The organism is Pseudoxanthomonas sp. 97-1-1, from assembly GCF_057773125.1.
The window spans coordinates 61,881-88,767 of record NZ_JBYMTJ010000003.1 but is presented as its reverse complement, the minus strand read 5'-3'; the positions used below and the strand labels follow the sequence as shown (position 1 = coordinate 88,767).

The 26,887-nt window shown below is 65.7% G+C and carries 25 protein-coding genes; 11 read left to right on the top strand and 14 right to left on the bottom strand.

Features of this window, described 5'->3' with window-relative positions; all coding sequences use genetic code 11:
- Window positions 1-4: 4 nt before the first annotated feature.
- Window positions 5-2,344 (top strand): DEAD/DEAH box helicase, encoded by a 2,340-nt coding sequence (locus AC3DET_RS12260; protein ID WP_488391791.1) that lies wholly within the window; start codon window positions 5-7, stop codon window positions 2,342-2,344.
- A gap of 108 nt (window positions 2,345-2,452) precedes the next feature.
- Window positions 2,453-5,998 (top strand): DEAD/DEAH box helicase, encoded by a 3,546-nt coding sequence (locus tag AC3DET_RS12255; RefSeq protein ID WP_488391790.1) that lies wholly within the window; start codon window positions 2,453-2,455, stop codon window positions 5,996-5,998.
- 59 nt (window positions 5,999-6,057) lie between these two features.
- Here AC3DET_RS12255 and AC3DET_RS12250 read toward each other — a convergent pair whose 3' ends face one another.
- Window positions 6,058-7,428, bottom strand: coding sequence for a sensor histidine kinase (locus AC3DET_RS12250; RefSeq protein ID WP_488391789.1), 1,371 nt, complete (start codon window positions 7,426-7,428; stop codon window positions 6,058-6,060).
- Window positions 7,425-8,168 carry a response regulator gene (locus AC3DET_RS12245; protein WP_488391788.1) on the bottom strand — a complete coding sequence of 248 codons (744 nt, stop codon included), beginning with the start codon at window positions 8,166-8,168 and terminating at the stop codon, window positions 7,425-7,427. The genes AC3DET_RS12250 and AC3DET_RS12245 overlap by 4 nt, the downstream gene beginning before the upstream one ends.
- A gap of 240 nt (window positions 8,169-8,408) precedes the next feature.
- On the opposite strand from AC3DET_RS12245, the gene AC3DET_RS12240 reads away from it, so the two are divergent.
- From AC3DET_RS12240 to AC3DET_RS12225, 4 genes are read left to right on the top strand one after another with little or no spacing between them, the layout of a single operon-like run.
- Window positions 8,409-9,149, top strand: a complete 741-nt coding sequence (locus tag AC3DET_RS12240; protein WP_488391787.1) for an SDR family NAD(P)-dependent oxidoreductase — start codon at window positions 8,409-8,411, stop codon at window positions 9,147-9,149.
- A 52-nt stretch (window positions 9,150-9,201) separates the two neighbouring features.
- Window positions 9,202-10,242 (top strand): alpha/beta fold hydrolase, encoded by a 1,041-nt coding sequence (locus AC3DET_RS12235; RefSeq protein WP_488391786.1) that lies wholly within the window; start codon window positions 9,202-9,204, stop codon window positions 10,240-10,242.
- 16 nt (window positions 10,243-10,258) lie between these two features.
- The gene (locus AC3DET_RS12230; RefSeq protein ID WP_488391785.1) at window positions 10,259-10,963 is read left to right on the top strand and encodes a cytochrome c biogenesis CcdA family protein; all 705 of its coding nucleotides are present in this window, start codon (window positions 10,259-10,261) and stop codon (window positions 10,961-10,963) included.
- A 4-nt stretch (window positions 10,964-10,967) separates the two neighbouring features.
- On the top strand, window positions 10,968-11,525 hold the full coding sequence (locus tag AC3DET_RS12225) for a thioredoxin family protein (RefSeq protein WP_488391784.1): 558 nt from the start codon (window positions 10,968-10,970) through the stop codon (window positions 11,523-11,525).
- Window positions 11,526-11,623: 98 nt separating this feature from the next.
- Here the strand turns inward: AC3DET_RS12225 and AC3DET_RS12220 are convergent, their stop codons facing one another.
- Both AC3DET_RS12220 and AC3DET_RS12215 read right to left on the bottom strand, forming a co-directional pair.
- A complete protein-coding gene (locus AC3DET_RS12220; protein ID WP_192202304.1) occupies window positions 11,624-11,836 on the bottom strand; it encodes a tautomerase family protein in 213 nt (70 codons plus the stop codon).
- Window positions 11,837-11,887: 51 nt separating this feature from the next.
- Window positions 11,888-12,619: an SDR family NAD(P)-dependent oxidoreductase gene (locus AC3DET_RS12215; protein ID WP_488391783.1), complete on the bottom strand. Its 732-nt coding sequence runs from the start codon at window positions 12,617-12,619 to the stop codon at window positions 11,888-11,890.
- Between the two features lie 109 nt (window positions 12,620-12,728).
- On the opposite strand from AC3DET_RS12215, the gene AC3DET_RS12210 reads away from it, so the two are divergent.
- The 4 genes from AC3DET_RS12210 to AC3DET_RS12195 all read left to right on the top strand — a co-directional run bounded on the left by AC3DET_RS12210 (window position 12,729) and on the right by AC3DET_RS12195 (window position 15,050).
- Window positions 12,729-13,658, top strand: coding sequence for a LysR family transcriptional regulator (locus tag AC3DET_RS12210; protein ID WP_488391782.1), 930 nt, complete (start codon window positions 12,729-12,731; stop codon window positions 13,656-13,658).
- Window positions 13,659-13,807: 149 nt separating this feature from the next.
- Window positions 13,808-14,221 carry a cupin domain-containing protein gene (locus tag AC3DET_RS12205; RefSeq protein ID WP_488391781.1) on the top strand — a complete coding sequence of 138 codons (414 nt, stop codon included), beginning with the start codon at window positions 13,808-13,810 and terminating at the stop codon, window positions 14,219-14,221.
- A 47-nt stretch (window positions 14,222-14,268) separates the two neighbouring features.
- Window positions 14,269-14,490, top strand: coding sequence for a DUF2798 domain-containing protein (locus tag AC3DET_RS12200; RefSeq protein WP_337731783.1), 222 nt, complete (start codon window positions 14,269-14,271; stop codon window positions 14,488-14,490).
- Between the two features lie 140 nt (window positions 14,491-14,630).
- Window positions 14,631-15,050 (top strand): organic hydroperoxide resistance protein, encoded by a 420-nt coding sequence (locus AC3DET_RS12195; RefSeq protein WP_337731784.1) that lies wholly within the window; start codon window positions 14,631-14,633, stop codon window positions 15,048-15,050.
- A gap of 211 nt (window positions 15,051-15,261) precedes the next feature.
- On the opposite strand, the gene AC3DET_RS12190 is transcribed toward AC3DET_RS12195, so the two are convergent.
- The 3 genes from AC3DET_RS12190 to AC3DET_RS12180 form a co-directional block, all read right to left on the bottom strand.
- The gene (locus AC3DET_RS12190) at window positions 15,262-15,753 is read right to left on the bottom strand and encodes a TspO/MBR family protein (RefSeq protein WP_488392149.1); all 492 of its coding nucleotides are present in this window, start codon (window positions 15,751-15,753) and stop codon (window positions 15,262-15,264) included.
- An 87-nt stretch (window positions 15,754-15,840) separates the two neighbouring features.
- Entirely contained in the window at window positions 15,841-16,599 is a 759-nt protein-coding gene (locus tag AC3DET_RS12185; protein WP_488391780.1) for a DUF2878 domain-containing protein, read from the bottom strand.
- Window positions 16,511-17,107 carry a hypothetical protein gene (locus tag AC3DET_RS12180; protein ID WP_488391779.1) on the bottom strand — a complete coding sequence of 199 codons (597 nt, stop codon included), beginning with the start codon at window positions 17,105-17,107 and terminating at the stop codon, window positions 16,511-16,513. Before AC3DET_RS12180 ends, AC3DET_RS12185 begins: the two co-directional genes overlap by 89 nt.
- A gap of 323 nt (window positions 17,108-17,430) precedes the next feature.
- Between AC3DET_RS12180 and AC3DET_RS12175 the strand changes: the two genes are divergently transcribed.
- Window positions 17,431-18,213 carry an autotransporter outer membrane beta-barrel domain-containing protein gene (locus AC3DET_RS12175; protein ID WP_488391778.1) on the top strand — a complete coding sequence of 261 codons (783 nt, stop codon included), beginning with the start codon at window positions 17,431-17,433 and terminating at the stop codon, window positions 18,211-18,213.
- A gap of 393 nt (window positions 18,214-18,606) precedes the next feature.
- Here AC3DET_RS12175 and AC3DET_RS12170 read toward each other — a convergent pair whose 3' ends face one another.
- From AC3DET_RS12170 to AC3DET_RS12140, 7 genes are all read right to left on the bottom strand, one after another.
- Window positions 18,607-19,116 (bottom strand): HIT family protein, encoded by a 510-nt coding sequence (locus AC3DET_RS12170; protein ID WP_488391777.1) that lies wholly within the window; start codon window positions 19,114-19,116, stop codon window positions 18,607-18,609.
- Window positions 19,117-19,541: 425 nt separating this feature from the next.
- Window positions 19,542-20,897, bottom strand: coding sequence for an NTP/NDP exchange transporter (locus AC3DET_RS12165; RefSeq protein ID WP_488391776.1), 1,356 nt, complete (start codon window positions 20,895-20,897; stop codon window positions 19,542-19,544).
- 61 nt (window positions 20,898-20,958) lie between these two features.
- Entirely contained in the window at window positions 20,959-21,900 is a 942-nt protein-coding gene (locus AC3DET_RS12160; RefSeq protein ID WP_337731836.1) for an SDR family oxidoreductase, read from the bottom strand.
- Window positions 21,901-22,014: 114 nt separating this feature from the next.
- Complete coding sequence (locus tag AC3DET_RS12155) at window positions 22,015-22,869, bottom strand: DUF2306 domain-containing protein (RefSeq protein ID WP_488391775.1); 855 nt, start codon at window positions 22,867-22,869, stop codon at window positions 22,015-22,017.
- A 124-nt stretch (window positions 22,870-22,993) separates the two neighbouring features.
- On the bottom strand, window positions 22,994-24,049 hold the full coding sequence (locus AC3DET_RS12150) for an SDR family oxidoreductase (RefSeq protein WP_488391774.1): 1,056 nt from the start codon (window positions 24,047-24,049) through the stop codon (window positions 22,994-22,996).
- 106 nt (window positions 24,050-24,155) lie between these two features.
- The gene (locus AC3DET_RS12145; RefSeq protein WP_488391773.1) at window positions 24,156-25,571 is read right to left on the bottom strand and encodes an NTP/NDP exchange transporter; all 1,416 of its coding nucleotides are present in this window, start codon (window positions 25,569-25,571) and stop codon (window positions 24,156-24,158) included.
- 39 nt (window positions 25,572-25,610) lie between these two features.
- Window positions 25,611-26,615, bottom strand: coding sequence for an SDR family oxidoreductase (locus tag AC3DET_RS12140; protein WP_488392148.1), 1,005 nt, complete (start codon window positions 26,613-26,615; stop codon window positions 25,611-25,613).
- Window positions 26,616-26,887 lie beyond the last annotated feature (272 nt).

Below are 26,887 nucleotides of genomic sequence, written 5' to 3'. Positions count from 1 at the left end.
TGCGATGGATCCGTTCGAGCTCCTACATCCCGGCATCCAGCGTTGGGTGTGGCAACAGGGTTGGCCGGCACTGCGGCAGATCCAGGCACAGGCCATTCCCTTGGTATTGGGCCGGCAGAGCGATGTCGTCATTTCGGCGCCGACGGCCGGCGGTAAGACCGAAGCTGCCTTCCTGCCGATCATGTCGGACCTTGCCCAGTTCGAGGGTCCTGGACTGCGCTGCCTGTGCGTCTCCCCGCTGCGCGCCCTGATCAATGATCAGACCCGTCGCCTGACCTCGATAGCCGAAGCAGTTGACCTGCGTGTGCAACCTTGGCATGGCGACGTATCCGCCGGGCGTGCCAGTTTTTGGAAGCGCCCAGCCAATATCCTGATCACCACGCCGGAGAGCCTGGAAGCACTGCTGATGCGCCGCGGCGCCCAGTTCGGCGGGCTGCTCGGAGAACTGCGCTACCTGGTGGTGGACGAGCTTCATGCGTTCTTTGGCAGCGAGCGCGGCGCACAGCTGCGCTCATTGCTCCAGCGGGTCGAGCGCCTGGTACCTCATCCCCTGCCCCGAATTGCGTTGTCGGCAACCCTGGGCGAGCCAGAGCGCGCAGGGGCCTTCCTGCGCCCACGCGGTGGCTTTCCCAGCCAAGTGCTGACCTCAGCATCCGATGGCGGCGAGGTGCGGCTGCAGGTACGTGCGATCCAGCAGTACAGGGAACAACAGGACGACCAGATCCCGACGATGGAAGCCGCAGGTCATGCGGTAGAGCAACTCCTGGCGCAGATCGCCCGGCAGCCGGTTAACGAACATGTGGCCCTTCCGGCGCCCCCCGAAACGTTTGAAGAGCTGGAAGACAGCGAGCAGGCCCCGGCCGACCGTTACACGACCGCCCTGAATGAAATCTCGAACCACCTGTTCGAGCGTCTGCGAGGCGAGAGTCACCTGGTCTTCGCCAACGCACGGGCCCAGGTGGAAATCGTCGCGGACCAGTTGCGCGAACGGGCAGAGGCCAAAGCGCTGCCCAACGAGTTTTTCCCGCACCACGGCGCGCTTTCGCGCGAGCTGCGCCTGAGCGTGGAAGAGCGGTTGCGCGATGGCAAGCTCCCTACGACGGCGGTATGTACTTCCACCCTGGAAATGGGCGTGGACCTGGGCGATGTCGTGTCGATAGCCCAGATCGGCCCCGCCCCGTCGGTGGCGGCGCTCAAACAGCGCATTGGCCGCTCCGGACGCCGTCCGGGTCAGCCCCAGATCCTGCGGCAGTACGTTGTCCTGCCCGCACTGTCCTCGCGCAGCCATGCGGTGGACTGGCTGCGCCTGCCTTTGCTGCAGGCCATCGCCGCCATCGAGCTGATGCTGGCTGGTCGATTCGAGCCGCCGACGCAGGGCGACCTGCACCTGTCGACGTTGGTCCAACAGATCCTGTCCTTCATTTCCCAGAGCGGTGGTGGCTGCTCGGCCGCCGAGTTGTATCGTGAGCTATGCCAACGAGGGGCCTTCTCGAATATAGATCAGCCCACGTTCGCCGACGTGTTGCGCTCCCTGGGTAGTGCCCAGCTCATCGAGCAGGTCGACGATGGAAGCCTGTTGCCGGGTGCGGTCGGTGAGCGGCTGATGGAGCACTTCAGCTTCTATGCCACCTTCTTCACTCCTGAGGAGTACCAGCTGCTATGCAATGGCAAACGGCTGGGCACCCTACCGGTGATCGAACCACTGGTGCCTGGACATCTGATGCTTTTTGCCGGCCGGCGCTGGCGCATACTGGAGGTCGATACACAAGCTCGCGTTGTGCTGCTCGCACCCGCCAAGGGCGGCAAGCCACCTACTTTTGGTGGAGGCGGTCTAGCAGTGCACGGTATAGTTCACCAGCGGATGCGTGAGCTTCTGGAGCAGTCCTCAATACCGGTCTACCTGGATGCGGTGGCCCAACAGGGGTTGTTGGATGCTCGGGAGGCCTACAGCCTGTTCGGCTTTGCCGAGAGTCCTCTCATCGCCTCCGGCGATGCAGTCCATCTGGCCCATTGGGCCGGCGACCGTGTTGGTGTGACGATCGCACTGTGGTTTCAATGGCTAGAGATCGAGGCCGTCAATGCTGGGCCTTTTGTCGAAATCAACGGCGTGTCTGAAGTAGACGTGCCGCGCGTGCTCGAGGCCGCCCTTCAGCGTGTTCCGGCCGACACGATGATTCTGGCGGCAGAAAAAGAGGGCTTGGAGCGCAACAAGTTCGATCATTTCCTGCAGCCCGAGCTACTGGTCAAGGGCTATGCGGCTGCCGAGCTCGACCTGGAAGGCGCACTGGAGGTGATCACGCAATGGCATGGCGCAATAGTGCCTGGATCGCCCCACGCGACGTGATCCCTCAGCGCACTCGCCAGATCCGCGCATTGAGCATAGCGACCGCTAGCCATGCTCAATGCTTGTAGGCCAGAATTCTTTCGATCCCATGGAAGTGGAAAACTAAGGATGGCAACTGAAGTTCGACCTTATCTGAAGCTGAGAGTGGCGGAGCTGGAGTCGATCTTTGAGGCTTCGGCTTCAGATCCGGCTATCTGCCGGGACCTGATCGCTGAGCTTCGTCATCGCAAGACGGACAGGGCTGTCGCCCTGCTCGCGCGCGTGTCGATGGCAACCCATGAGACGGCCGCTGCACCTGCACCGCCGCGCGATACTTCCGAGCAGAAGACCCGTCCCCTTCCAGCTCCCCAGCAGCCCAGCGAGCGACCGGCGGCTCCCGAGACCACAACAGCAGTTCCGCCAATTCAGCGCGCGCCAGCACGTCCCGCACCGCCGGTAACGAATTCACCCGGTGCCATCCTGTCCGCTTGGACGGCACTGGAAGCACTGTCTCCGCAAACCTATCGGGAACCGGCCGATCTGGCCAACGGAGACAGATACAACGTCGCGCCACTTGATGCCGGCACGCTGCCCTGGGAGCTTGGCGAGCGATCGCGACCGAACTATCAACTCTATTACCAGATTGTCCTTGGCAGCATTCGCGTGGATCGCGCTACGAATGAGCTGATCAAGACCTTCGGCCAGGACGAGGAGTCGACCAGCAAGGCCCGAGAACGTGCGGCTCTGGCCGCGGTACTTATCGACCGCCAGGGCATGCTGGTACAGGACAATGCCGTAGCGGTATCGAGCTTCGGCTGGGCTCTGCCCATTGCGCTGTCCGGCGATCTAGACAGCCTCGGCAGTTGGCCGGATGCCGAGCGGAACCTGGTGGAGGGACTGACCAAGCAACTGGGCGGCGCCAGGGATTCAGAGTCTTCCTCCCCGCTGGACCTGGCCACCATCAACAAGGCATTCCAATGGCTGGTCCAGACACTGGGACTGCCGCCGGATCTCTATGAGTCGCCACAGTTCGCTGTGCGCGTGTACCACTATTACAAGTCGAAGAACCCTCCCGAAGTCGCGCTGCTCAATTCGTTCTATCTAACCGACCTCACGCGTGCATCGACACTGCTGACCCAAGGCAGGCCGGGGCAGGCGCTCGCGCGTTTCATTGGTCAGCAGACCGTCACGCCCAGTCCAAACCTTCTGGAGCGCCATGATCTGATCGAGGCTTTGATCGCACCCGAGAAGATGCCGCCTGCGCGCTGGCCCGCGCCGGGCGGGCACCCCCTTGTGACGTTGCAACAAGCCGCCGTCAATGCCGCGCGCAGTGAGTTGGCCGGCAAAGGATCCGGCATTGTGGCCGTCAACGGCCCTCCTGGAACCGGCAAGACCACCCTCCTGCGCGACGTTGTCGCCGCGTGCGTCATGGATCGCGCGGACGCATTGTGCAAGTTCGACGATCCATTGACGGCATTCAGGACTACCGGCCAGAAGATATCGGCGGGCGATCGGGCGTTTCTCCACCTTTACAGCCTGGATGACTCTCTCAAGGGCCATGAGGTCGTCGTTGCCTCCAGCAACAACAAGGCGGTGGAAAATGTCAGCAAGGAGCTACCAGCCCTGAAGGCCGTCGGCAGGGACATCAGCTACTTCAGGACGGTTTCAGATGCCCTGCTGGTTGGCCGGAATGAGGATGGTCAACCTGCAGAAGGTGAACCCAGTTGGGGCCTGATCGCAGCCGTGCTCGGCAACGCACTTAACAGAGCTGCATTCCAGCGCGCGCTGTGGTGGGACGATGATCGAAGCCTGCGCCTCTATCTAAAGGCAGCAAAGGGTGATGCTGTCGTTCGCGAAGAGAAGGATCAAGCTGGCCAAGTCATAAAGCGCACGGTGCCGCGCGTGGTCAGCGCCGAAGCTCCACCCTCGCCTGAGCAAGCCAAAGCCAGCTGGCAGGTGGCGCGCAAGCATTACAGCACCCTGCGCAAGGACATCACGCAGCAGTTGGGCGTGCTGGAGACCGTCCGTCAGGCCTGCCTTGCGCTGGAACCGGCCCGCTCGGCCAAGAACGCAGCCCTGAGCCGGCAGATGGCCGCCGCCGAAGTCCATGCCAATTGCGAACTCACTATCCATCGCACGGCCGACAACTGTGAGCGGGCAATCCAGGCCCACGCGATCGCGCATCGCCAGGAACAGAAGATGCTGGTCGACCGTCCGTCATGGTGGCACCGGCTTTTCAACACTCGGCGCATGCAGCAGTGGTATCAAGCACATGTTCCGCTGGTGGCCGCCGTAGCTTTTGCGCGTGATCGTAGGGCAGAAGCCACCCAGGCCCATGAGCGAGCGACCGAGGCATTGCGCGAGGCGAACGCGGCCCTGCAGTCCAGCAAGCAGACGCTTGAGGCCTCCTCCAAAAAGCTCGCAGCACTGGAATCCACCATCGAGGCCCAACGACAGAAACTGGGCGATAGTCTGGTCGATGAAGATTTCTTCAAGCAAAGCCACGAAAGCTGGAATCTAGCCTCTCCCTGGCTCCCGAAGGCACTGCACGAACAACGGGAGAACCTGTTTTCTGCAGCTCTGGCGCTGCAGAAAGCGTTCATCGATGTAACCGCACAGAAGGTATCCCACAACATCGGCGTTCTGATGAGCGCAATGCACACCGGCGCTTTCCAGGACAAAGAAAAGAAGGCGCTGCTTCCCGACCTGTGGGCTACCCTCTTCCTTGTGTGCCCAGTCGTATCGACCACCTTCGCTTCGGTTGCCCGTATGCTAGGAGACATGGCGCCGGAATCGCTTGGCTGGGTCATGATCGATGAAGCAGGACAAGCTACGCCACAATCGGCGGTGGGCCTGCTGATGCGCGCCAAGCGAGCCATCGTAGTGGGTGATCCGCTTCAGATTCCCCCAGTAGTATCACTACCGCATCGACTTACTCTGGAGGTGGCAAAGTACTTCGGCATCGACGCGGGTGAGTGGCTGGCACCGGAGGCTTCGGTACAGACAGTGTCTGACCACGCTTCCCGATTCAGGGCCGTGTTCGGTGCCGATGTGGCGGTCAGGGAAGTGGGTCTACCGCTGCTGGTGCATCGACGCTGCCAGAATCCCATGTTCGATATCTCCAATCAGATCGCTTACGACAGACAGATGGTGTATGCGGCCGGACCGGCGCCGGGTGGACGCGTGCGTGCGGCGATTGGCCCATCTGGGTGGTATGACGTGGACGGCTCTGCAGAAAGCAAATGGTGTCCCGAAGAAGGCGAGCTTGTCGTGGGTTTGTTGCGACAACTGGCCGCAGCGCGCGTGCATCAGCCGGACATCTACGTCATCACTCCCTTCAGGGTCGTGGCTTTCGAGATGCGCAAGCGCATAGCAGCAGAACCAGATCTGCTCAGGTCCCTCGATGCCGATCCAAGGCAGTGGCTGCAGGACCGAGTGGGAACCATCCATACGTTCCAGGGCAAGGAGGCGGAGGCCGTCATCGCGATACTGGGCGCCCCCATGACGGCACAACACGGAGCACGTCGCTGGGCCGCAAGCTCGCCCAACATCTTCAACGTCATGGTTTCTCGTGCCAAGGAGGCGCTGTACGTCGTGGGTTCGCATGCAGCATGGTCAAGTGTGGGGCACGGATCGGCGGTGGCCGCGCACTTGCCCATCACAAAGCCACGCTAGCGGAGTGAACTTAACTCTGCGCTTTAAATAAAGGGACTGCAGGCCGGTGTGGCCCGGCTTCAGGTTGACTTAGGGGGCAACCCATGTCGGGGTTGGATGGGCGGCGATGCGCTGTCGGGCAGCACGATGGTTGCGCGCAGACCGCCTCCCTCTCGCTGGGAAAGCCGCAAGGTGCCGCCCAGCGCCTGCGTGAGCTGCTGGGCGATGGCCAGTCCCAGGCCCGTCCCACCCGTGGAGCGGCCACGCGAAGGCTCAAGCCTGTGGAATGGCTTCAGCGCCGCCTCCAACTGGTCGGCAGGGATGCCAGGGCCACGGTCGAGCACATCGATGCAGGCACGCCCCTCGTCATCGACGCGCAGCTGCGTCTCCGCACTGCCGGCATGGTTCAGTGCGTTGTCGATCAGGTTCTGCAACACACGCCGCAGCACCTGCGGGTGCGTATCGCGTGACGCGAGCGTGCCGTGCAGCAGGTGCACCGGGCGACCCGCATCCTGGTAGTCGCCTGCGATGCTCTCCAGAAACGCCGTCAGGTCGAGACGGATCGCGGGCCCCAGTGCCACGCTCGCGCTGCGCGCATAGTCCAGGCCCTCGCGGACCAACTGGCTCACCTGGTCGATATCACCGAGGAGCTTGTCCTGCGCGCTGCCGGCTTCCATGGTTTCCACGCGCAGCCGCATGCGGGTGATCGGGGTCTGCAGGTCATGCGAGATGGCGGCCAGGATCTGCGTCCGTTCGGTGACGTGCGCCGTGACGCGCGCCTGCAGCGCATTCAACGCCTGTGCCGCCTGCGCGACTTCCCAGGGCCCGTCCTGCGGAAGGGGAACGTTGTTCCCTGCAGGATCCATGCGTTCGGCGGCACGGGCGAGCCTGGCGAGCGGACGCGTCGCCAGGCGCACGGCAACGCCCACGCACAGCAACAGCAACACCACCTGGGCGGCAAGCACCCAGGGCAACCATGTCGCCACCGGCATGGGCGCCGGTGTGACCTCGATGGTCAGCGGCTGCCCGTCGCCCAGCGTCAGCTCCACCTCGTAGCGCTCGGGCGTGGTGGAAACGGCGCGCGGCCGCAGCGCGTAACGCTGGTCCAGCGCATCGTCGATCAGTCCCGTCACCTGGCGGGAGCGCTCCGTGGACAGCGGCGCGCCGGCATGGGCGGGCCGCAGGAGATAACGGTAGGTCCGTCGCTCCAGGCGGGGCGTCCATGCGGCACGCTGGTCGGCAGGGAGATGTTCGAGCAGCGCCACGCTGACGGGTACGTCTTCATACAGGTTCCTGAGCATCATCGAACGCGTGGCGTCCATGCGTTCTCCGAACAGCAGCGCGAACGACAGCGCATGCGCGAGCAGCAGGCCCGCGCCGAGAATGAGGATCAAGCGCGCGCGCAGCGTGCGCGGTAGCCAGCGCGGCGACCGGAAGGCGTCAGGGGTCATGCGTCCCCGCTTTCCAGCACCACGGGCTGACTGAAAACGTAGCCTTCACTGCGTACCGTCTTGATGTAGGTCTGTTCGCGCGCACCATCCCCCAGCCGTTGCCTCAGCCGGCTGACCAGCAGGTCGATGGAGCGATCGAAGACCTCGGCATCCCGTCCCTGCGTGAGGTTCAGCAGCTGATCGCGGCTGAGCACGCGCTGCGGATGGTCGATGAAGACGCGCAGGAGCCTGAACTCCGCGCCGCTCAGCGGATATGCCGTGCCCTGCCCGTCCAGCAGGTGCCGTGCGGCGGTGTCCAGTCGCCAATCGCCGAAGCGGATCCACCGGCTGGCCTCGGAGACCTGGAGATTCGGCGGCAACATGCGCGCGCGCCGGATCACGGCGTTGATGCGTGCGAGCAGCTCGCGCGATGAGAACGGTTTGGTGACGTAGTCATCCGCTCCCATCTCCAGCCCGATGATCCGGTCCGTTTCATCATCGCGCGCCGTCAGCAGCACGACCGGCACGGCGCGGTGCTTGCCGGCACGCAGGTTCCTGCACAGCGCGAGACCGTCTTCGCCGGGCATCATCACATCCAGCACGACCAGGTCGACGTCGCTGGTATCCAGCGTGGCCCGCATCTCGCGACCGTCCGCCGCCAGGCTGACGCGCAGGCCATTGCGCCGCAGGTAGTCACCGACCATCTGGCGGATGTCGCGATCGTCGTCGACGACGAGGATGTGATCGGTGTGGGACGACATGCGTGGGGCTCCGGGACCAGGGCGACGGGATGATCCGCCTTTCGCGACGGATGGTAGCGCCTGCGGGTGGCCGGACAGAGCCCCGGCGACGCCGGCTTTGTATCGGAATGTATCAACCGGATCTTTCGCGGCTTTGGGTGACAAATCGGCGGGCCGCGCGACACGTGGTGGACAAGCGGAAGGCGTGCAATGCACCCATCGCCGGCGGAGCTCCCGCCGGCACCACCCGAGGGACACGATATGCACGCTTCAGACGCTTCTTCACCCAAGGTCGCACTGGTATTCGGCGGCTCCCGCGGCATTGGTGCCGCCATTGCCCGCCGCCTGGCCCGCGAGGGCCACGCCGTCGCGCTGACCTACGCCGCGCGTGCCGACAAGGCGGCGGAAGTCGTGGCCGCGATCCAGGCGGAAGGCGGGCAAGCCATCGCCCTGCAAGCGGATGCTGCGGACCATCACGCGATCACGGCGGCAGTGGCTGATGCCGAGGCCCGGCTCGGCGCGTTGCAGGTAGCGGTCGTCAATGCCGGCATCTACGAAGGCAGTCCGCTGGACCGGTTTCCGCTTGAGACGCTCGACCGGATGTTGGCGGTGAACGTCCGCGGCGTGTTCCTGGCGATCCAGGCGGCCGCGACGAAGATGGCCGATGGCGGTCGCATCATCACGATCGGCAGCAACACCGCGCAGCGCAGCGGGTCGGTGGGCAGCAGCGTCTATGCGATGACCAAGTCCGCCGTGGCCACGCTGGTGCGGGAACTGGCGCTGGACCTGGCGCCGCGCCGGATCACGATCAACAACATCCAGCCCGGTCCCATCGATACCGACATCACGGCCGGTTTTCTCGAACACCTGATCCGGCGCAATCCGCTGAGACGCGTGGGTCGTCCGGAAGAGGTCGCATCGCTCGCCGCGTATCTCGCCAGCGATGACGCCGGCTACATGACCGGAGCCAGCCTGACGATGGATGGCGGCTACGCCATCTGACCCACGCGCGCAGCGCCCTCCCTTTCCTCGACCACTCCCTGGAGGATCCACCATGTCCACGTCCATCCCCTCGCTGCCTACATTTTCCCGTCGCGTCACGCGCCTGCTTCCCTGGCTTCTGGCATCGGGGCTGCTGCTGAGCGGCATCGCCCACGCCGCGCCGCCGACCCGAGCGCCCATGTCGACGCCGCCGTCCGCGCTGGTTGCCAACAAACAGGTGGATGCAGGCGATCTGCGCATCGGCTACGCGGAGCTCGGGCCCGCGAAGGGCGAGCCCGTCATCCTTCTGCACGGTTGGCCGTACGACATCAACAGCTATGCCGAAGTCGCGCCCCGGTTGGCCGCGCGCGGCTATCGCGTGATCGTGCCGCACCTGCGCGGATACGGCACCACCACCTTCCTTTCCCCGGATACGCCGCGCAATGGACAACCCGCCGCGCTCGCTTCGGACGTGATCGCGCTGATGGACGCATTGAAGATCCGGCGTGCCACGCTGGCAGGCTACGACTGGGGTGCGCGCTCGGCGGACATCGTCGCAGCCGTATGGCCGGAACGGGTCAAGGCGCTGGTCTCGGTAAGCGGCTACCTGATCGGCAGCCAGGAAGCGAACCGCAAGCCCCTCCCGCCTTCGGCCGAGTTGCAGTGGTGGTACCAGTTCTACTTCGCGACCGAACGCGGGCAAGCGGGCTACCGCCAGTACACGCAAGACTTCGCGAGGAAGATCTGGGAACTGGCCTCGCCGCAGTGGAAGTTCGACGACGCGACGTTCGCCCGCAGCGCCGTCGCGCTGGACAACCCGGACCACGTGGCCATCGTGATCCACAACTATCGCTGGCGCCTGAGCCTTGCCGAAGGCGAGGCGAAATACGCCGCGCTGGAGCAGCGCCTGGCCCAGGCCCCGGTCATCAGTGTGCCGACGATCACCATCGAAGGCGATGCGAATGGCGCACCGCATCCGAAGCCGGATACCTACGCGACCCGCTTCGTCGGCAAGTACGAGCACCGCACGTTCACCGGGGGCATCGGCCACAACCCGCCGCAGGAAGCGCCCGCCGAATTCGTGCAGGCGGTCGTCGACGCCACGCGGCTGTAAAGGAAGGGAAGTCCCCATGATCGACTATGTCCTGGCCACGCTCGCCGGCATGGCCACCATCCTGTCGCCCTGCATCCTGCCTGTATTGCCGATCGTGCTCGCCACGGGAGCGGGCCGCGACCGTACCGCGCCCGCCTGGATCATCGCCGGTTTCGTCGCGACATTCGCCGCCAGCGGCATCCTGCTGGGAGTGCTGGCGGCATCGTCGGGCGAGCTGCAGGCCAGCATCCGCACCGGCTCCATCCTCGTGCTGTTACTGGCCGGCCTGGCCTGTTTCTGCCCGGCACCGTTCGAGCGCGCCGTCACGTGGGCGCAAGCGCAGTGGCGACAGGTAAGGCCACACGGCAGCGCCTTGCCGCAGGTGGGCGGCCGTCCCGGCGCGCTGCTCGTCGGCGCTTCGCTGGGGCTGGCGTGGACACCCTGCGCCGGCCCGGTACTGGCGTCCGTGCTCGCGCTGGCCGCCAGTTCGCAGGCCCCGGCCAAGGCCAGCGCGCTGCTCGGGCTGTATGCCCTGGGCGCTGGCGTTCCGATGCTCTCGATCGCCTATGGCGGTCGCTGGATCAGCGCACGGCTGCCGTTCCTGCAACGCCATGCCGACCTGCTGCGCACAGGCTTTGGCGCGATCGCCGTCGCTGTCGCCGTCCTGCAGCTGTTCCAGTACGACGTGTTCGTCTCCGCCTGGGCCACGCAGTGGCTCCCTCCCCTCTCGCAAGGACTCTGATCCCATGAAGAAGCTCTCATCGCTCGCCACCCTGCTGGCCGCCTGCCTGTTCGCCGCGGCGTGCTCTCCCGCCGTGCAGGCCGATCCCGTCCAGCCCACGCTGGCCGCGCCCGCGCCGATGGCGCCCGATTTCACCGGCATCGACAACTGGGTGAACTCGCCGCCACTGAGCCTGCGCGACCTGCGTGGCAAGGTGGTGCTGGTCGAGTTCTGGACCTACTCCTGCATCAACTGCGTCCGCGTGATGCCGCATGTCAAACAGTGGCATGCCAAGTACCGGGACCAGGGGCTCGTGGTCATCGGCGTGCACACGCCGGAATACGGCTACGAGAAGAAACTGGGCAACGTCCGGGCAGCGGTACAGCGATTCGGCATCACGTACCCGGTGGCGCAGGACAACGGGTACGAAACCTGGAATGCCTATGGCAACCGCTACTGGCCGGCCATGTACCTGATCGACCAGCAGGGTCGCATCGTCTACCGGCATTTTGGCGAAGGGCAGTACCAGGAAACCGAAGCGAGGATCCGCTCGCTGCTGGGTACCGGGAAGACTGCGCGGTAGCAGGTTGCCGATGCAGGCCGGCGTAAGCGGGCCTGCATCGGCCATGACCGGATGCGTGTGCCGGAGGGACAACGACGGTCAGGATGGCAGTGGAGGTTTCAACGCGGCGCGGTTTCCCGCGCGCGACGCTCTGTCACCAGCTCGCCGCCATGCCCCCAATTGTCGGTATCGATCTCGTCTATGACGATATGGGTCAGGTCGGGTTGCTTGCCGAGCACGCGCTCCAGCGTGTCGGTGATCTCGCGCACCAGTTGGCGCTTCTGCGCCTGCGATGTGCCATCGCGGGTAATGCGGACATGGACGAAAGGCATGACTGTTCTCCTGTGGGAATCATGGGGCCGCGCGAAGCAGCCCCGTCCGGATCACCAACGACCGGTGGACATGCCGCCATCGACCGGCAGCACGACGCCGGTGGTGAAGGTGGCATCGCCCAGATACAGCACGGCCTCGGCGACTTCCTCGACCGTGCCGATGCGCCCGGCCGGCTGCAGTCCCTTCAGGAAATCGTGCATCTCGGGCGCGTAGAGGGGCGTATCGATGATGCCGGGCGCCACCGCATTGACCTGGATGTTGTGCGGCGCCAGTTCCAGCGCCAGCGCGCGCGTGGCCTGGTTGATGCCACCCTTGATCAGTACCGGCAGGACGGCCGGCACCGATTGCAGCGGCTGCCCGGCAATGCTGGCGGTGATGTTGATGATGTGGCCGGCGCGACGTTCGCGCATGTGTGCCGCTGCGGCCTGGGCCGTGAAGAAAAAGCCCTTCAGGTTGGTATCGACCAGCGCCTGCACATCATCGGGCGCGTACTCGGCGAACGGTCGGGCGATGAAGATGCCGGCGTTGTTCACCAGGATGTCGACCTGGCCGAAGCGTTCGATGGCGGCGTCGACCAGGCGGCGGGCGGTATCGGGGGCGGCGATGTCGCCCGGCACCAGCAGCAGATGGGCGGGCTGGCCGAGCTGGGCGGCGGCAGCCTGCAGGCGATCGAGCGTGCGTGCGTTGGCGACGACGTTATCGCCGCGCTGCAGGTAGGCGCGGGCAATGGCGAAGCCGATGCCGCTGGAAGCGCCGGTGACGATGACGGTCTTGGTACTCATGGGATTCCTCGGATGGTGGGGTGCCTTTTCGGCGTGACGGCACTCTATTCCCGCCCCATCCGGCGATAAATCAGCAAGAATGCATTTCACCTGTTACCCGGTGTAAGCAATGCAGCGACGATTCGACGACATCCTGGTCGGCAGCCTGGAACTGTTCTGCCTGGCCGCCGAAACCGGCGGGTTCACCCGCGCGGCCACCGCTGCCGGCGTCACCCCAGCGGCGGTCAGCCGCTCCGTGGCGCGCCTGGAAGAACGGCTGGGCGTGCGCCTGTTCGTCCGGACCACCCGCAGCATCCGGCTGACCGATGCCGGGCGCGCGTATCTGGTGCACTGCCGCCAGGCGCTGGACCAGTTGGCGGAAGCCGACCGCGAAGCCTCCGGCGAGCAATCCGAACCTGTCGGCCGCCTCCGCATCAGCGTGCCGACCACCTATGGGCACTATCGCCTGCTGCCCCTGCTCGCCGAATTCCACCGCCGTCATCCGCGCATCCAGGCCGACGTGCACATCGGCAATCGCAATATCGACTTCACCGCCGAGGGGTTCGACCTCGCGGTGCGCGTACGCAAGCCGCCCGAGTCGGGCCTGGTCGCCCGCCACCTGGAAGATGCCGAGCTGGTGCTGGTCGCTTCGCCGGACTATCTGCGACGGCGTGGTGTGCCGGAGCGGCTGGGCGATCTGGCCGGACACGACTGCATCCAGTTCGAGCTGCCCAGCACCGGGCGACGCATCCCATGGCTGTTCAAGGACGGCGCCACCGAGATCGAGGTGGAGACGGACGGCCCGTTCCTGCTTTCGGAGGATGTGCTGGGTGGCGTCTCGCTGGCATGCAACGGCGCCGGCGTGTTCCAGGCCTATCGCTTCACGGTCGAACGCGAGATCGCGCAGGGTCGCCTGCAGGAACTGCTGCCCCGCCACGGGGGCCGCAGCCGTCCTTTCAACCTGCTGTATCCGCACGGCCGGCACATGCCGCTGCGCGTGCGGGCCTTCATCGATTTCCTGCTCGGATCACTGCGCGCCGGCCCGCACCTGGCTGGATAGCCGCGACGACACGCGGGACGCAGACCGGTTCGTTGCGGCCTGTAAGCGAACCGGGCGCGGACAACTACGCTTACAAAAGTGCCGGTGCGCGGACACAGCCGGGATACGCAAGCGGCGTGAAATGGCCTCCCATCTACCGGAGGCCCACCATGAAGACCACGAAGCACGTCCTGATGACCGCCACGCTGGCGGCGCTCGCCGGCACCGCACTGTGGGCGGCAAGCGCCCAGCCCGCAGGCATCGCTCGACACGAAGCGCTGCGCCATGACCTGGACGTTCCCGGACAGGAAGCGGTGCAGGTCCGCGTCGACTTCGCGCCGGGCGCCGCTTTCGGCATGCACACGCACCCTGGCATCGAAGTCGCCTATGTACTGGAAGGTACGCTCGAGTACACGTTCGAGGACAAGCCGCCGGTCACCCTGAAAGCCGGACAGTCCCTCTTCATCCCGGCCGGCATGCCGCACGCGGCACACAACCCCGGCCAGACCGGCGCAGCGGAACTGGCGACGTACCTGGTCGAAAAGGGCAAGCCGATCGTCGCCCTGCGCAACCAGGCGCGCTGAGCGCAGCAAGCCGAAGCGCCCCATCAACGCGTATCGGAACCCGCACCATGAACACCGCACTGAAACGCAAAATCGCCTTTGCCCTTTCGATGGGCGTCGTCACCACCGGCATCATTTCCTTCGCGCTGCTCGCCCTCAACCTGGGCTTCCCGCAGGGATTCGTGTCCCTGTGGCTGCGCTCCTGGGGCATCGGCTACCTCATCGTGATCCCCGCAATCCTGCTGATCGGGCCGCGCCTGCAGGCGCGCATCGATCGGCTGATCACGTGACCGGACTGGCGCGAAGGCACGACGCGCATCCGCAATCGGGATCCGCTCCAGCACGCACGACATCCCCGTTGCCGGGCAGGCGCCACGCCCGACGACGCTCTCTCCATGGCGCACCTCTCCCCAACATCCAAGGTATCTCCATGATCAACAACATTGAAAACGTCGTTTACACCGGCAAGACCCGCACCACCGGCGGGCGCAAAGGCGCCGCACGAAGCGATGACGGCCGCCTGGCCATCGAACTTTCGCCGCCGGGCAGCAACGGCCCCGGCACCAATCCCGAACAACTGTTCGGTGCGGGTTGGTCGGCCTGCTTCCTCGGCGCGATCGGCAAGGCCGCGCAGGCGGCGAAGATCGCGCTGCCCGCCGACGCCGCAGTGGAGGCCGAAGTGGACCTCGGCCTGACCGGTGACGCGTACTTCCTTGCCGCGCGCCTCAACGTCAGCCTGCCCGGCGTGGATCGCGATGTCGCCCGTTCGCTGGTGGAGACCGCGCACCAGATCTGCCCGTACTCCAAGGCATCGCGCGGCAACATCGATGTCGAGATCAACCTGGCCTGACCTGCCCGCTGCGGTACCCGCACACCGGGTGCCGCGGCCTCGAACTCCTGAAACATGGCGTGGATTCCCGGGACAACGGCGTCGCGGTGATTGCGGTCGCATCGCCCAACATCGGCGCGCGCCGTCTCACCAGATCGAGGCATGATCGGGTCGAAAGCGGACTTCCCTGGCGTGTGGCATAGCCCTATCCGGGCAAACGCATCTCGATCCCTCAGCTTCCAAGCACCGCTCCGTTTGCACGCCAGACGGCGTAATTCAGCGCGGACGCAAAGGTGATCCAGAGCAGATAAGACACCATGAATGCGCCCGCCAAGGCCCTGATCTTCCAAAACGCACCCACCGTGAACGCGACGAGGACCCAGAGCATCACGATGTCCGCGAACGCAAGCGCGCCCTGTTTCCAGCCGAAAAACAGCCAGCTCCACAACGCGTTGAGGAAAAGCTGAATCACGAAGCTCGTCAGCGCTGTCCGATGCCGTGCCCAGCCGCCCTTGCGCCAGACGAGCCAGGCGGCGACCGCCATCATCCCGTATAGGACGGTCCAGACCGGACCAAAGAGCCACGCTGGCGGCGCCCCGGCCGGCAGCGTCAGCGAGGCGTAGAACACGCTCGCCTCCACCGAGGCCAACGCGCCGACGCCTGCGGCGAGGTAACACGCTAGCAGCCAACCCACCAACCCCCATGCTTGCCGGCTACGCGTCATCTGTTTCTCCCTCGTATCGAATGTGTTGAACACTCTGATGGGCATCCTGCGCTAGCAACCCGAGAACACGTGACCGAAGTACCGCCGTCACCGCGTGCTGGCAGATTTACCGCCTGCGTGGTCACGGGCAGAGGCGGCCGCGCTCCACCGCCTCGCCGCCCACAGCAGACCCGGCAGGGCTATCGCCCACGTCACCGCGAGCCAGGCGGTGCCCTTCCCTAACGGGTCTGCGAATCGCACGGCGCCCCACCCTCGTTCGGCGGCCAAGTAGGCCAGTGGTGCGCCGATACCCCCGAAGAGCACGCCGATCCACAGTCGTCGCTGCACACTGCGCATCGCGACGTTGAGAGTGACCGCGAGCGAGCCCCACAAGGCCATTGTCCACGCCGGCGGCAGCACCCCTCCGTTCGGCAGGGGCACGGCATAGCGGAGCCAGCCCTGGGACGCAGCGATGCCATCCACCGCCAAGCCACACACCAGCGCCACGCCGACCAATTTCAGTTCCACGCGCGGATAGCTCGCGGTGACCACATGGAAGCCGACAAACACCGCCGCCGCGAGCACACCCGGCCACCCATGGCCGTGTGATGCAGCGATCACTGCCATGAACCAGACTGCCTGATTGCCCACGACGTTGACTAGCAACCGCGGCCATCGCGTGCCGTCCGTCGGCCGCAATGGCGCTGTCGCCACGCCTGCGTCCTTCACTGGCGTCCGGGAGCGTCGCGCGCCCCGGCCATCACCGCGCACCGATGACTCAAGGTGCCGGCTCGTAGAAGTACGTCTGCACCCGCGCCGTGCCGATCGGCAAGCCTGCCTGGAACGCGTCGACGTTGAAGACCGCATTCAAGGCGGCCGCCGCGTCGGCGTTGAGGGTCAGCTGCACGTTGTCCAATTGTACGGATCCGGCGCGGGCGTGCAGGCCGCGCACCACCGGTGCACTCACAAGTCCGATATCGAACAGAGGTAGCCGACCGAACACACTGTCGTTGACCTTCACCAGACCAGTGAGCACGGGGGCGACACCGGTGGTATCGATGGTGTAGCTGCTCAGGTTGACCTCGGTTCCACCGGCCCGCAGCGTCAATCCGCCGGCATGATCCACTTCGCCCTTCAGGGTGCCGAGATCCAGTTCACCTCCGGGGATGGGGAAGGATGCCTGCGCGCCGCGCAGCCGGGCGGGATAGCTGGCACGCACCGATACGCCGAGCGAGGTAAGCGCACCCACCAGATCACCAGACAACTGGACGCGGGTGTCGCCGCCCAGTGTGTTGACGGTGGGTGCTGCGCTGGCGGACAGGGGAATGAGCGCACCAGCAGCAAGTGTGTAGCACCAGATTCGAAGCGTGGTCATGATCGAGTGTCCTGTGATGTAAGTACTCAGGGGAAGAACCTTCAACACCGGCGCGCGGGACAGCGGTTAGCACGATATGCGGCGCAGACGGCGCGCAGCGTCTGACGAGAGATATACGTCGCCCCATGCACGTCGGATGCGGCAGCCGGAACAAACCGTGGCAGTGCCGACAAACGGCAGATGCGTACAGCAACGTGGACGCGGCGTGAGGAGCTCTGAAAGTGCGCTTACGTCCAGCGCCTCGTTGAATCCACATCCACCCTTCTTGCGTAAAGCACGTGCCTACAGTGGGTAGGCGTCACCCGTTCTGATGGGAGAGGCACATGCAGATCAAACTTCTTGGCGCTGCCTTGCTGATGGCGGCAGGACCGGCATTCGCGGCAGGTCCCGAGCAGGGAAAATTCTCGATGTCGGTATTCGGCGGCGCCGACTTTCCGGTCAGCGGCGACGTCCACTCCGGCGCCGTGGCGCCGGTGCCGGATCTCGGTCCGTTGAATCCCGCACTCGCAGGCGTCAGCGCGGAGTTGCGCATTCGCTCCCGTAGCCACGACCAGATCTACGGCACGGCCAGGTCGTTGGGCCTGGAAGTGGGCTATGGACTGAGTGACCGGAGCGAAGTATTCCTACAGGCTAGGGAAACCAGCGCCGATGATGGTCGCGTGCGCGTCGGTGCCGCCTACGTGCCGGCGCTCGATACCGAGCTCGACGTCTTCGGCAAGTTCTCGAGCTATGACGCGTACACGTGGGAGGTAGGTTACCGGCACTTCTTTGGCGACGGCGGCCGGTTCAGGCCATTCGTCGCGGCGCGACTGGGCGCGACCGAAACCGATGTCATCCGGGCCACCTTCGAGATTCCCGACGCCGCGATCACGATTCCGGATGCGCCGTTCTACGAGAAGGGCTGGGCGCTGAGCGGCGGGCTCGAGGCCGGTGCGCAGATCGCGTTCACCGAGCGCTTCAGCATGACACTCGCCGCAGGGGTGAACTACATCGACGATCTGTCCGACGACGATTCCGCGATCGCCGGACTCGGCCTGGCGGCCATCAACGATACCGGCAGCCGCGTCTCGATGCCGCTGTCCATCACCGGCCGCTGGGACTTCTGAGAACGTCCAACGGCGGGCACGATCACGTGCCCGCCGCCCACGCCTGACGTCAGCAGCGAGGATCAAGCTGCAGGGACTCACCCTGCTGCCAGCGATCCCACATCAGCGCCTTCTGGATGTCGGTGTAGTAGATCCTCTTCCTGCGCTTCATCCGCAAGACTCCTACTGCCTGAGCAGCCCATGTGTTGCATCGATCATATGAATCCGCGGCCACAAGCAGACATCTCCCAACGCCAGAGTGAGCCCACGTCGGGTAGTGGAGGAAAAACAGGGGCGAGCGCATTTGACCGTTTCTACTCCGGAACGTAGCGGCGTCGGCTTTAACCGGCTCCCAGACTGCCAACTGTCTGTTTCCGCAGTGAGCCCGGCGCCCCTCGTACCTGAGCCACAACACTACTCCGGCAGGTTGGAACGGATCAGGTCCACGGTTTCAGCAAGTTGCCTGGTGGAAACCTGAACGCGCTCTCGACGTTGTGCATCCCCGCGGGGATCGTGTGACGTACCCCGTATGCGTCCTGCGCCATCGAAGGTCGCGAGTTGAGGTGGGCCCACGCCCCAGTCACTGCCCTTCTGTCGGGGGACGACATGGAAATGGAAGTGCGGTGTTTCCTGTCCGCTGAAGACTCCGTTGTTCTGGAACGTCAGTATTCCCAGCGGCCGATACGTCTTGAGGAGCGCTTCTGCGACTCTTTTGGCCGAGACCATGATGGCCGCGCATTCCAGGCCAGAAAGATCGAGCAGCGTCGCGACATGCCGACGGGTGATGACGCAGCACTGGCCAACTTCGAATTGCCATGGATTGATCACGGTCAGGGTATGTTCGCTCTCATCGATGACTTTCCATCTTTCTTCGCGCGCCGCCACGCAAAGGTCGCACGGCTCTCTTGTGGGAAGTTCGATCATTTGCCCTCTCCGGTTGAGCTGATGTTTCGCAGGCGGCCGATGCATGGAACAGACCGCACCGCGAGCGGCATCGGCCTGGATGGATCACCAAGCCACACTCCAGCGACGCCTCGGCCTCGCGCTCGATGCGCCGGCACACGGTCTCGAAGCAACCAGCCCCCTGGGTTGTCGGTCCCTTGCAGGACACGTCGGCAACACTGCAATTGGCCGGTTACACGACTTGCCCACAGCGTAGCGCATGGTGGGCTGTGACGAGGACGCGGCTCGATCCTGAGACCGCCGATCCCGACTACCTGCCGTGGCGAGGCGGCAAACGGTAACGGTCCGTCGAACCCCGGTTGAATCCGGTTCCAGGCGTAGATGCCGCACCTGTCCAGTGGGCATTCCAGTCCGACGTCTTCGCGTGCGAAGGCACTCCTGGCCGATCACCGTGCCCCGGGAAAAGGGCCGGCACCGGATGGCGCGAGGTCCCCGCGTTTGCGATGGAGGCGACCGAGCCACATCGCCAGTGCGGCCCATGCCAGCGCCAGTGGGACGGCGACGCCCGCGAGGCCGCCCACGGCCCACCCAGCTCCCGCCAACGTTCTTTCCATCTGCGCGCCCAAGACATCACCCATGCGATACACGAACGTGTCGATGAAGGCCTTCGCCTTGTATTTGTCATTGCGCGGGACCACGGTGAACAGCATCTCGCGCGCAGGCCGGGCGACGCCACGCTGCACTGCCCTGTTGGCGGCATCGAGCAGGAACAGAACGAGGAGGGCGCCCTGCGCCGCCAGGCTCGCGAACCCGAGCGCGGTGGCCAGTGGCAGGAGCACCAGCGCGTGTCCTGTGTCGACACGCCGGGTGAACCGGGTCGCCATCGCGAGCTGCAGCGCGAGGAAGACCACCTGGGTCCACATGTCGATGCGTGCCAGCAGCGCCGCCATCGCATCAGGCTCTGCCGCGACACCCGCAACCAGTTGCAGGCGGGTGAGATAGACGAACGTCGCCATCATCGCCATCAGCATCACATAGCCCGCGATACCAGCGAGGTAGGGCGACCGCACCACCGCATGCAGGCCGTCCCACGCACCGCCGCCGATCGGCGCGAGGTCATGCGATGGGTGCGCCTCCCCCTCCATGCGCGCTTCCATGGGACTTGGCTTGATGCGCGCCAGCCGCCATGCGGCCAGGGCACCCAGCGACAGGAACAACGCCGAAACCGGCAGGAGGTGGATGGCGCCGAGAGGTTCCGCGAGCCGGGACGTCAGCCAAGGACCGAACACCGCGCCCAGCGTGCCGCCGATCGCGATCAGTGCGAACAAGCGAGCGCTTTGCTCGCGGGTGAAGTGGTCGGACACCAGCGCCCAGAACACCATGGTGCCGAACACGTTGATGACGCTGAACCAGACATAGAACGCCTGTCCCCCTCCCTGAGCGATGGCGAACGGGGCGAACGTCAACAACACCCAGAACACCACCAGCGTCAGGCAGAAGAAGCCGTAAGTCGCCGCGACGAACAGCGGCCGTCGAAGACGACCCACCAGGAAACCGAACACGGGATTCAACGCCAGCGTCACCACCGCGGTCGTCATGAACAGCCACCGGATGGTTTCCACCCCGCGCACCATGCCGATGGCGTCGCGCACCGGCCGGAGCAGCATCAGGGCGGTCAGCACGAAGAAGAATCCACACGCGGCGGTCACTACCGGACCGGCTTCGCTCCGGCGTACGTCGAAGAGCGTCTTCATCCAGCGCAGTGGCCGCCCCCACGATGCGCGGGGGATGGACCCGGTCATGCGAACCTCCTGCGACGCCCCGTTGTTCCGTGCGCCCCGTGGATATCCGCGCGGCGCGGCATCAGGACGTTGCGCGGTGTCCGCCACCCTGGTCGAAGACGGATGCCGTCAAGCGTTCCGATGCCTGCCACAAGCGCTCCGCCACGTCGGTGTCCCTGGCCTGCGGAGGAATCGCGGCCAGCCGCGGGTGACCGCGCGTCTCCCCGAGTTTGTCCGGCCCGTAGTACGCGCCCGCTGCCGCACCCGGCGCAGTCGCGGCGAACAGCGGCGGCAAGGCACCCTGTTCGGCGGGCTGGAAGAGGAACCACAGGTATCGCCGCGCCATTCCCGGCACGCTGCGGGCGCCCGCTCCATTGGGTAGGAGGTCCGTGCGCGAGATGCCCGGATGCGCCGCGATGCTCTGGATGCCCCACCCTTCCTTCGCGCTGCGGCGCTGCAGTTCGAACGCGAACATGAGGCAGGCGAGCTTCGACTGGCTGTAGGCCGCCATCGGCGTGTACCGGCGCTTGGATTGCAGGTCGGCGAAGTCGATCGCTCCATTCCTTGCCGCCACGCTCGACAGGCTCACGACGCGCGCTTCGCGACCCTGTCGCAGCAGCGGCAGCAAGTGCGCGGTCAGCGCGAAATGCCCCAGGTGATTCGTGCCGAACTGGAGCTCGAATCCATCGGCGGTTTCCCGCCGTTGCGGCGGTGCCATCACCGCCGCATTGTTGACCAGCAGATCGAGACTGCCGTGCGAGCGGCGCAGGGTGTCGGCGAACGCCTCGATGGACTCCAGGCTCGCCAGGTCCACGGCACCGAAACGCACGTGCGCGAACGGGACATGCTGGCGCACCTGCTCGACTGCCGCCGCTCCTTTCAGAGGATTCCGGCCCGCCACGATGACGTTGGCGCCGGCCCGGGCCAGCGCGAGGGCGACCTGGAAACCGATGCCGCCGGTGCCCGTGACGACGGCGGTCCGCCCGATCTGGGAGGGAATGTCTGATGCTGTCCAGCCTGTCATGTCGATCACCTCGAAGGTTGTTGGGGGTAAGGGGGGGTCGATGCGCGCGCACCACGGCTCCGGGGCCGGCATGGTCAATGGGGACGCATGCCGTACCCCGGCGCGCGACCCTGTCTAGAGCGAAGCTTCCATGAGGCCACTGATCATGCGTCGCCCCCAGGCGCCGTTGACGAAGATCCACGTCACGAACGCGATGAAGATGCTGGCGGCGACCATCAACGTCGCGGACCCGATCCTGGCCAATGTGCCCTGGCTACTGCGATGCGAACGGACGACGTGCTCGGCAACGATGAGGTTGGGGATGTAGAAGAAGAACGCCATGACCATGTCGAACCACCCCGTGAATCCCCTTCCCGTGCCGGCGCCGCCGGCCACGAGGAACCACGCGCCGTATTCCATCCGGTAGAGCCAGGAGCCGACGGTCAGCGCGAACAACCGGATGGCCCAGGCACGGTGCTGCGTGACGCGGCCGGCACGGGCATGGAAGAACGCCAGGCCCGCGCACATCACCATCAAGGCCCCGTAGAGACCGAATCCGATGTCCATCACCGGACCTCCCACCGTGCCTTTCGCGAGGATGAACGCGAGTCCGCCGACACCCGCCAGCGCGGCCGAGACAACGTAGAGACGACCGAGCCAGCGGTGCAGCGCAGGAACGCTCCGCCGCAGACTGCCGATGAACTGCACCGGTCCAAGCAGGAGCAGCACGGCACCCGCCACGAAATGCACGCCGATGGCGCCGATGGCCATCGACGATGCCCTGTCGTAGAGACCGGGCAGGGATTCGTTCCACCGCTCGCCCGCGCCCGCCAGCAGGACGCCGCCGAAGAACGCGACGATATACGCGGCAAAGACAAGGCCACTGACCCAGCTTGTGGTGAACAGCAACGCCGTGCTCCATCGCGATGCGGCGCCCTGCACGACATCGGTGCCAGCGGACCCGAACGGTCTGCCCGATTTCCTGCTCATGTCCATGCGCATGTTCCTGTCGCGTGTTGTGTGCTTGCGAGGCGCAAGGAAGCTGCTTGAGCCTCACCACCCTCGCCATGCGTGCCTGCGCCGCACCGACTGCGTGCTGCCGATGCGTCCGCGATCAGCGGCCGCGCGTCGGGAAACGCGTGCCCGTGATCTCTTCGGTCAGGTCCCACAGACGGGCCGCCGTCGCGGCATCGCGGGCGACGGCCGGAACCGTGGCCACGCCCAGGGGGCCGGCGATTTCGTTGGGGCCCGTCGGTCCGTAATAGACCCCGCCTTGCGCAGTGGGTGCGGTGGCGGCGTACAACGTTGAAATGGCCCCCATCGCTGCGGTCTGCAGATGCGCGCGGTTGCTGGACCACTGGCGTCCCTGTTCGCTGTCGAGTCCGGGGCCGCGGGCGACCAGTTCGGTCACTGCGACACCGGGATGGGCGGCCATGCTCTGGATGCCCCAGCCGCCGGCCTCGCTGCGCCGCTGCAGTTCGAACGCGAACATGAGGCACGCCAGCTTCGACTGGGCGTAGGTCGCCATCGGCACATAAGCACCGGTGGACTGCAGGTCGTCGAGGTTGATGGAGCCGCGATGGATGGCGATGCTCGACAGCGTGACCACGCGCGGCGCGTCGCTCTTGCGCAGCAGCGGCAGCAGCTCGGCGGTCAGGACGAAGTGTCCGGCATAGTTGGTGGCGAACTGCATTTCCAGTCCGTCCACGGACGTGCCGCGCTCCGGCGGCGCCATAATCGCCGCGTTGTTGATCAATCCATCCAGTCGCGGCAGCGTGGCGCCCAGGCGCTTGCCCAGGTCGCGCACCGATGACAGGTCGGCCAGGTCGACGGCTTCGAACTGCACCTGCGCATCCGGAACGTCCTGCTTGATTCTGTCGATCGCTTCGCGCCCGCGCTGCGGGTTTCGTGCGGCAATGACGACACGGGCACCGGACGACGCCAGCGCCTTCGCGTCCTCGAATCCCATGCCGCTGGTGCCGCCGGTGACCAGGAAAATGCGCCCCTTCTGCGAGGGCATGTCGGCCGTGCTCCAGGTCGGCGGCGGCGGCGTTTGCGCGATGGCATCCGTCGCCATCACGCTGCCCAGCAGCAGGCCGAAGGCAGCGAGCCGCCCCCGCCATGTCGACGTGGTGGCGGAGCCGGACGGGACATTTCGTTCAGTGATCATGGGTGTTTCCTTGCAGTGGGGTTGGGGGTGGTCGTGGGAAGGCATCAGAGGTGCCTGCTCAGGTCCGGCACTTCATGAAGGTCGGGGGAGTTGCATCCACCATGTTTCAGCCCTCAGGGTGGGCAGTGGTGGGACGTGGAGCGCGCTGCACAGGAGGCATCGCGTCGTGCTGCGTGGAAGGAGTCGTTTCATCCGCCATCACCGATGCGGCGCGCCGTGCATGCGCGCGCCCCAGCCAGATTCCGATCGCGGCCCACGCAAACGCCAGCGGCACGACCACGCTGGCCAGTCCGCCCAGGGCCAGCCCCAGCCGACCGAGCGCACCTTCGGTCTGCGCACCGACCACATCGCCGGTGCGGTACATGAACGTATCGACGAAGGCTTTGGCCTTGTATTTTTCCTCGCGGCTCACCACGGTGAACAACGCCTCGCGCGCCGGTCGCGTGATGCCGCGCTGCACGGCGCGGTTGGTGGCCTCGAGCAGGACCAGCACGACGAACGACCCGTAGATCGCCAATCCGATGAAGCCGAGCGCGGTGGCGACCGGCAGGATCGCCAGCGCCACGCCGAGACCGAAGCGCTGGATGATCTTGCCGGTCAGCGTGAGTTGCAGCACCAGCACGGCGACCTGGGTCCACATGTCGATGTTGCCGAGGATCGCCGCGCGCGCATCCATGCTGTCCGACACCGCCGCGACCATCTGCAATCGGGTGAAGTAGATGAACGTGGCAAGCACGGTCATCAGCAGAACGTAGCCCGCGATGGCGGTCAGATAGCGCGACCGGAACACGGCCACGAGGCCGGCCCACGCACTGCCGCCGATGCGTTCGGATTCGGCAGCGAACCGGGGCGCGTGGACAGCCGCGTCGGCGGTCGCGCGATCCGGCACCACATGCACCAGCAGCCATGCCGCGAACAGCGCCACCAGGAGAAAGCCGCCGGCGACCAGCAGCAGGCTGGGTGTGCCGAGGGGCACCGCGAGTTGCGACGTGAGCCACGGCCCGAGTATCGCTCCGAGCGTGCCGCCCACCGAGATCAGTGCGAAGAAGCGCTTGCCCTGCTCGCTGGTGAAACGATCGGCCAGCAAGGCCCAGAACACCATGGTCACGAACAGGTTGAACACGCTGAACCACACATAGAACACCTGGCCGCTGCGCTGGCCGATGGCACCGGGTGCGAACATCAGCAGCGCCCAGAACCCGACCAGGCTGGCGATGAAGAAGCCGTAGGTCACGCCGATGAACTGCAGTCGCCGCAGGCGTCCGACCAGCCAGCCGAACAGCGGATTGACCGCCAGCGTCGCCACGGCCGTACCGACGAACAGCCAGCGGATGCTCTCGATGCCGCGCTCCATGCCCAGCGCATCACGCGCTGGCCGCAGCAGCATCAATGCGGTCAGTACACAGAAGAAGAACACCGCGCCGATCAGCACCGGCCCGACTTCCTCGCGGCGGAGATTGAACAGGGTCTGCAGCAGGCGCGGGCGGCGCGATGCGGGCGACGTTGTCGTAGAGGGGGGCATCGAGGGATCCTGGGTCGAGAGTGCCGGATGGCCGGGTCGTCAGCGGGAGGGACGATCCACTACCGGGAGGGACGCGCTCATGCGGTCGGATCCCGAGGGAAACCGGGTGGCGCTGAGGGCTTCGCTCAGCGTCCACAGGCGTGACGCCGCCTGCGCATCCGTCGCCGCCTCGGGCACGCGGGCGAAGCCAAGCGGGCCACGCAGTTCCACCATCCCGATCGGCCCGTAGTAACCGCCGCCACGCGCATCGGGTGCAGTCGCGGCATACAGCGTCGGCAATGCGCCGCGCGCGGCCGGCTGCAACACCAACCTCATCACGCTGCGGCGTACGAAACCGTTGTTGACCTGCAGGTTGGTGCGCGCCACCCCCGGATGGGATGCGATGCTCCGGAGGCCCCAGCCCTGCGCATCGCTGCGACGCTGCAGTTCGCGGGCGAACATCAGGCACGCCAGCTTGGACTGCTGGTACGCGCCCGCGGGATCGTAGTCCTGTTCGAACTGGAGATCGTCGAAGTGGAGCGCGCCGCGGCGGGCGGCGATGGTGGACAGCGTCACCACCCGCGGGGCATCCGACTTCCGCAACAGCGGCAGCAGCTCCGCGATCAATGCGAAGTGGCCCAGGTAGTTGACCGCGAACTGCATCTCGTAGCCGTCAGTGGACGTGTCGCGTTGCGGCGGCTCCATGATGCCCGCGTTGTTGATCAGGCCATCGAGGCGCGGCACCGTCGCATTGAGGCGGGTGGCCAATGCATGGACCGACGCCAGATCGGCGAGGTCCAGTGATTCGAAGCGGATACTGGCATTCGGCGTTTCCTTGCGGATGCCCGCGATCGCGGCTTCACCTCGTTCCGGGTTGCGCGCCACGATGATCACCTGCGCGCCCGCCGCCGCCAGCGCCTTGGCGCTTTCGTAAACGATGCCGCTCGTTCCACCCGTTACCAGGAACACCCGTCCGAGCTGCGACGGCATGTCGGACGTGCTCCAGTCCGGCCCGGGCGCATCCTGTGCGACCGAGCCACTTGCCGCGCAGGCGGAAAGAAGCAGTGCACCGACCGATGCCAGGAGCGTCCGCCACCCGACACGTGCCGGTCGCGACGTGCGCCTGGGCGTGACGATCGCCGTGGTCGTTCGATGGTGAAAGGGAAGACGGGACGCAAGCCGGTTGAACATGGGCGGCACCTCACGGTGAAGAGATGGTTCGGGGAGAGGCCTGCGTGAGAGCAGCAGGCACTGCAGTGTCAGAGGCCGCGATTAAGATGCGTTTAAGGCGCACGGTGGCGTCGCTGCGTCGCGCAATGCGTGCGATGGAACGCTTC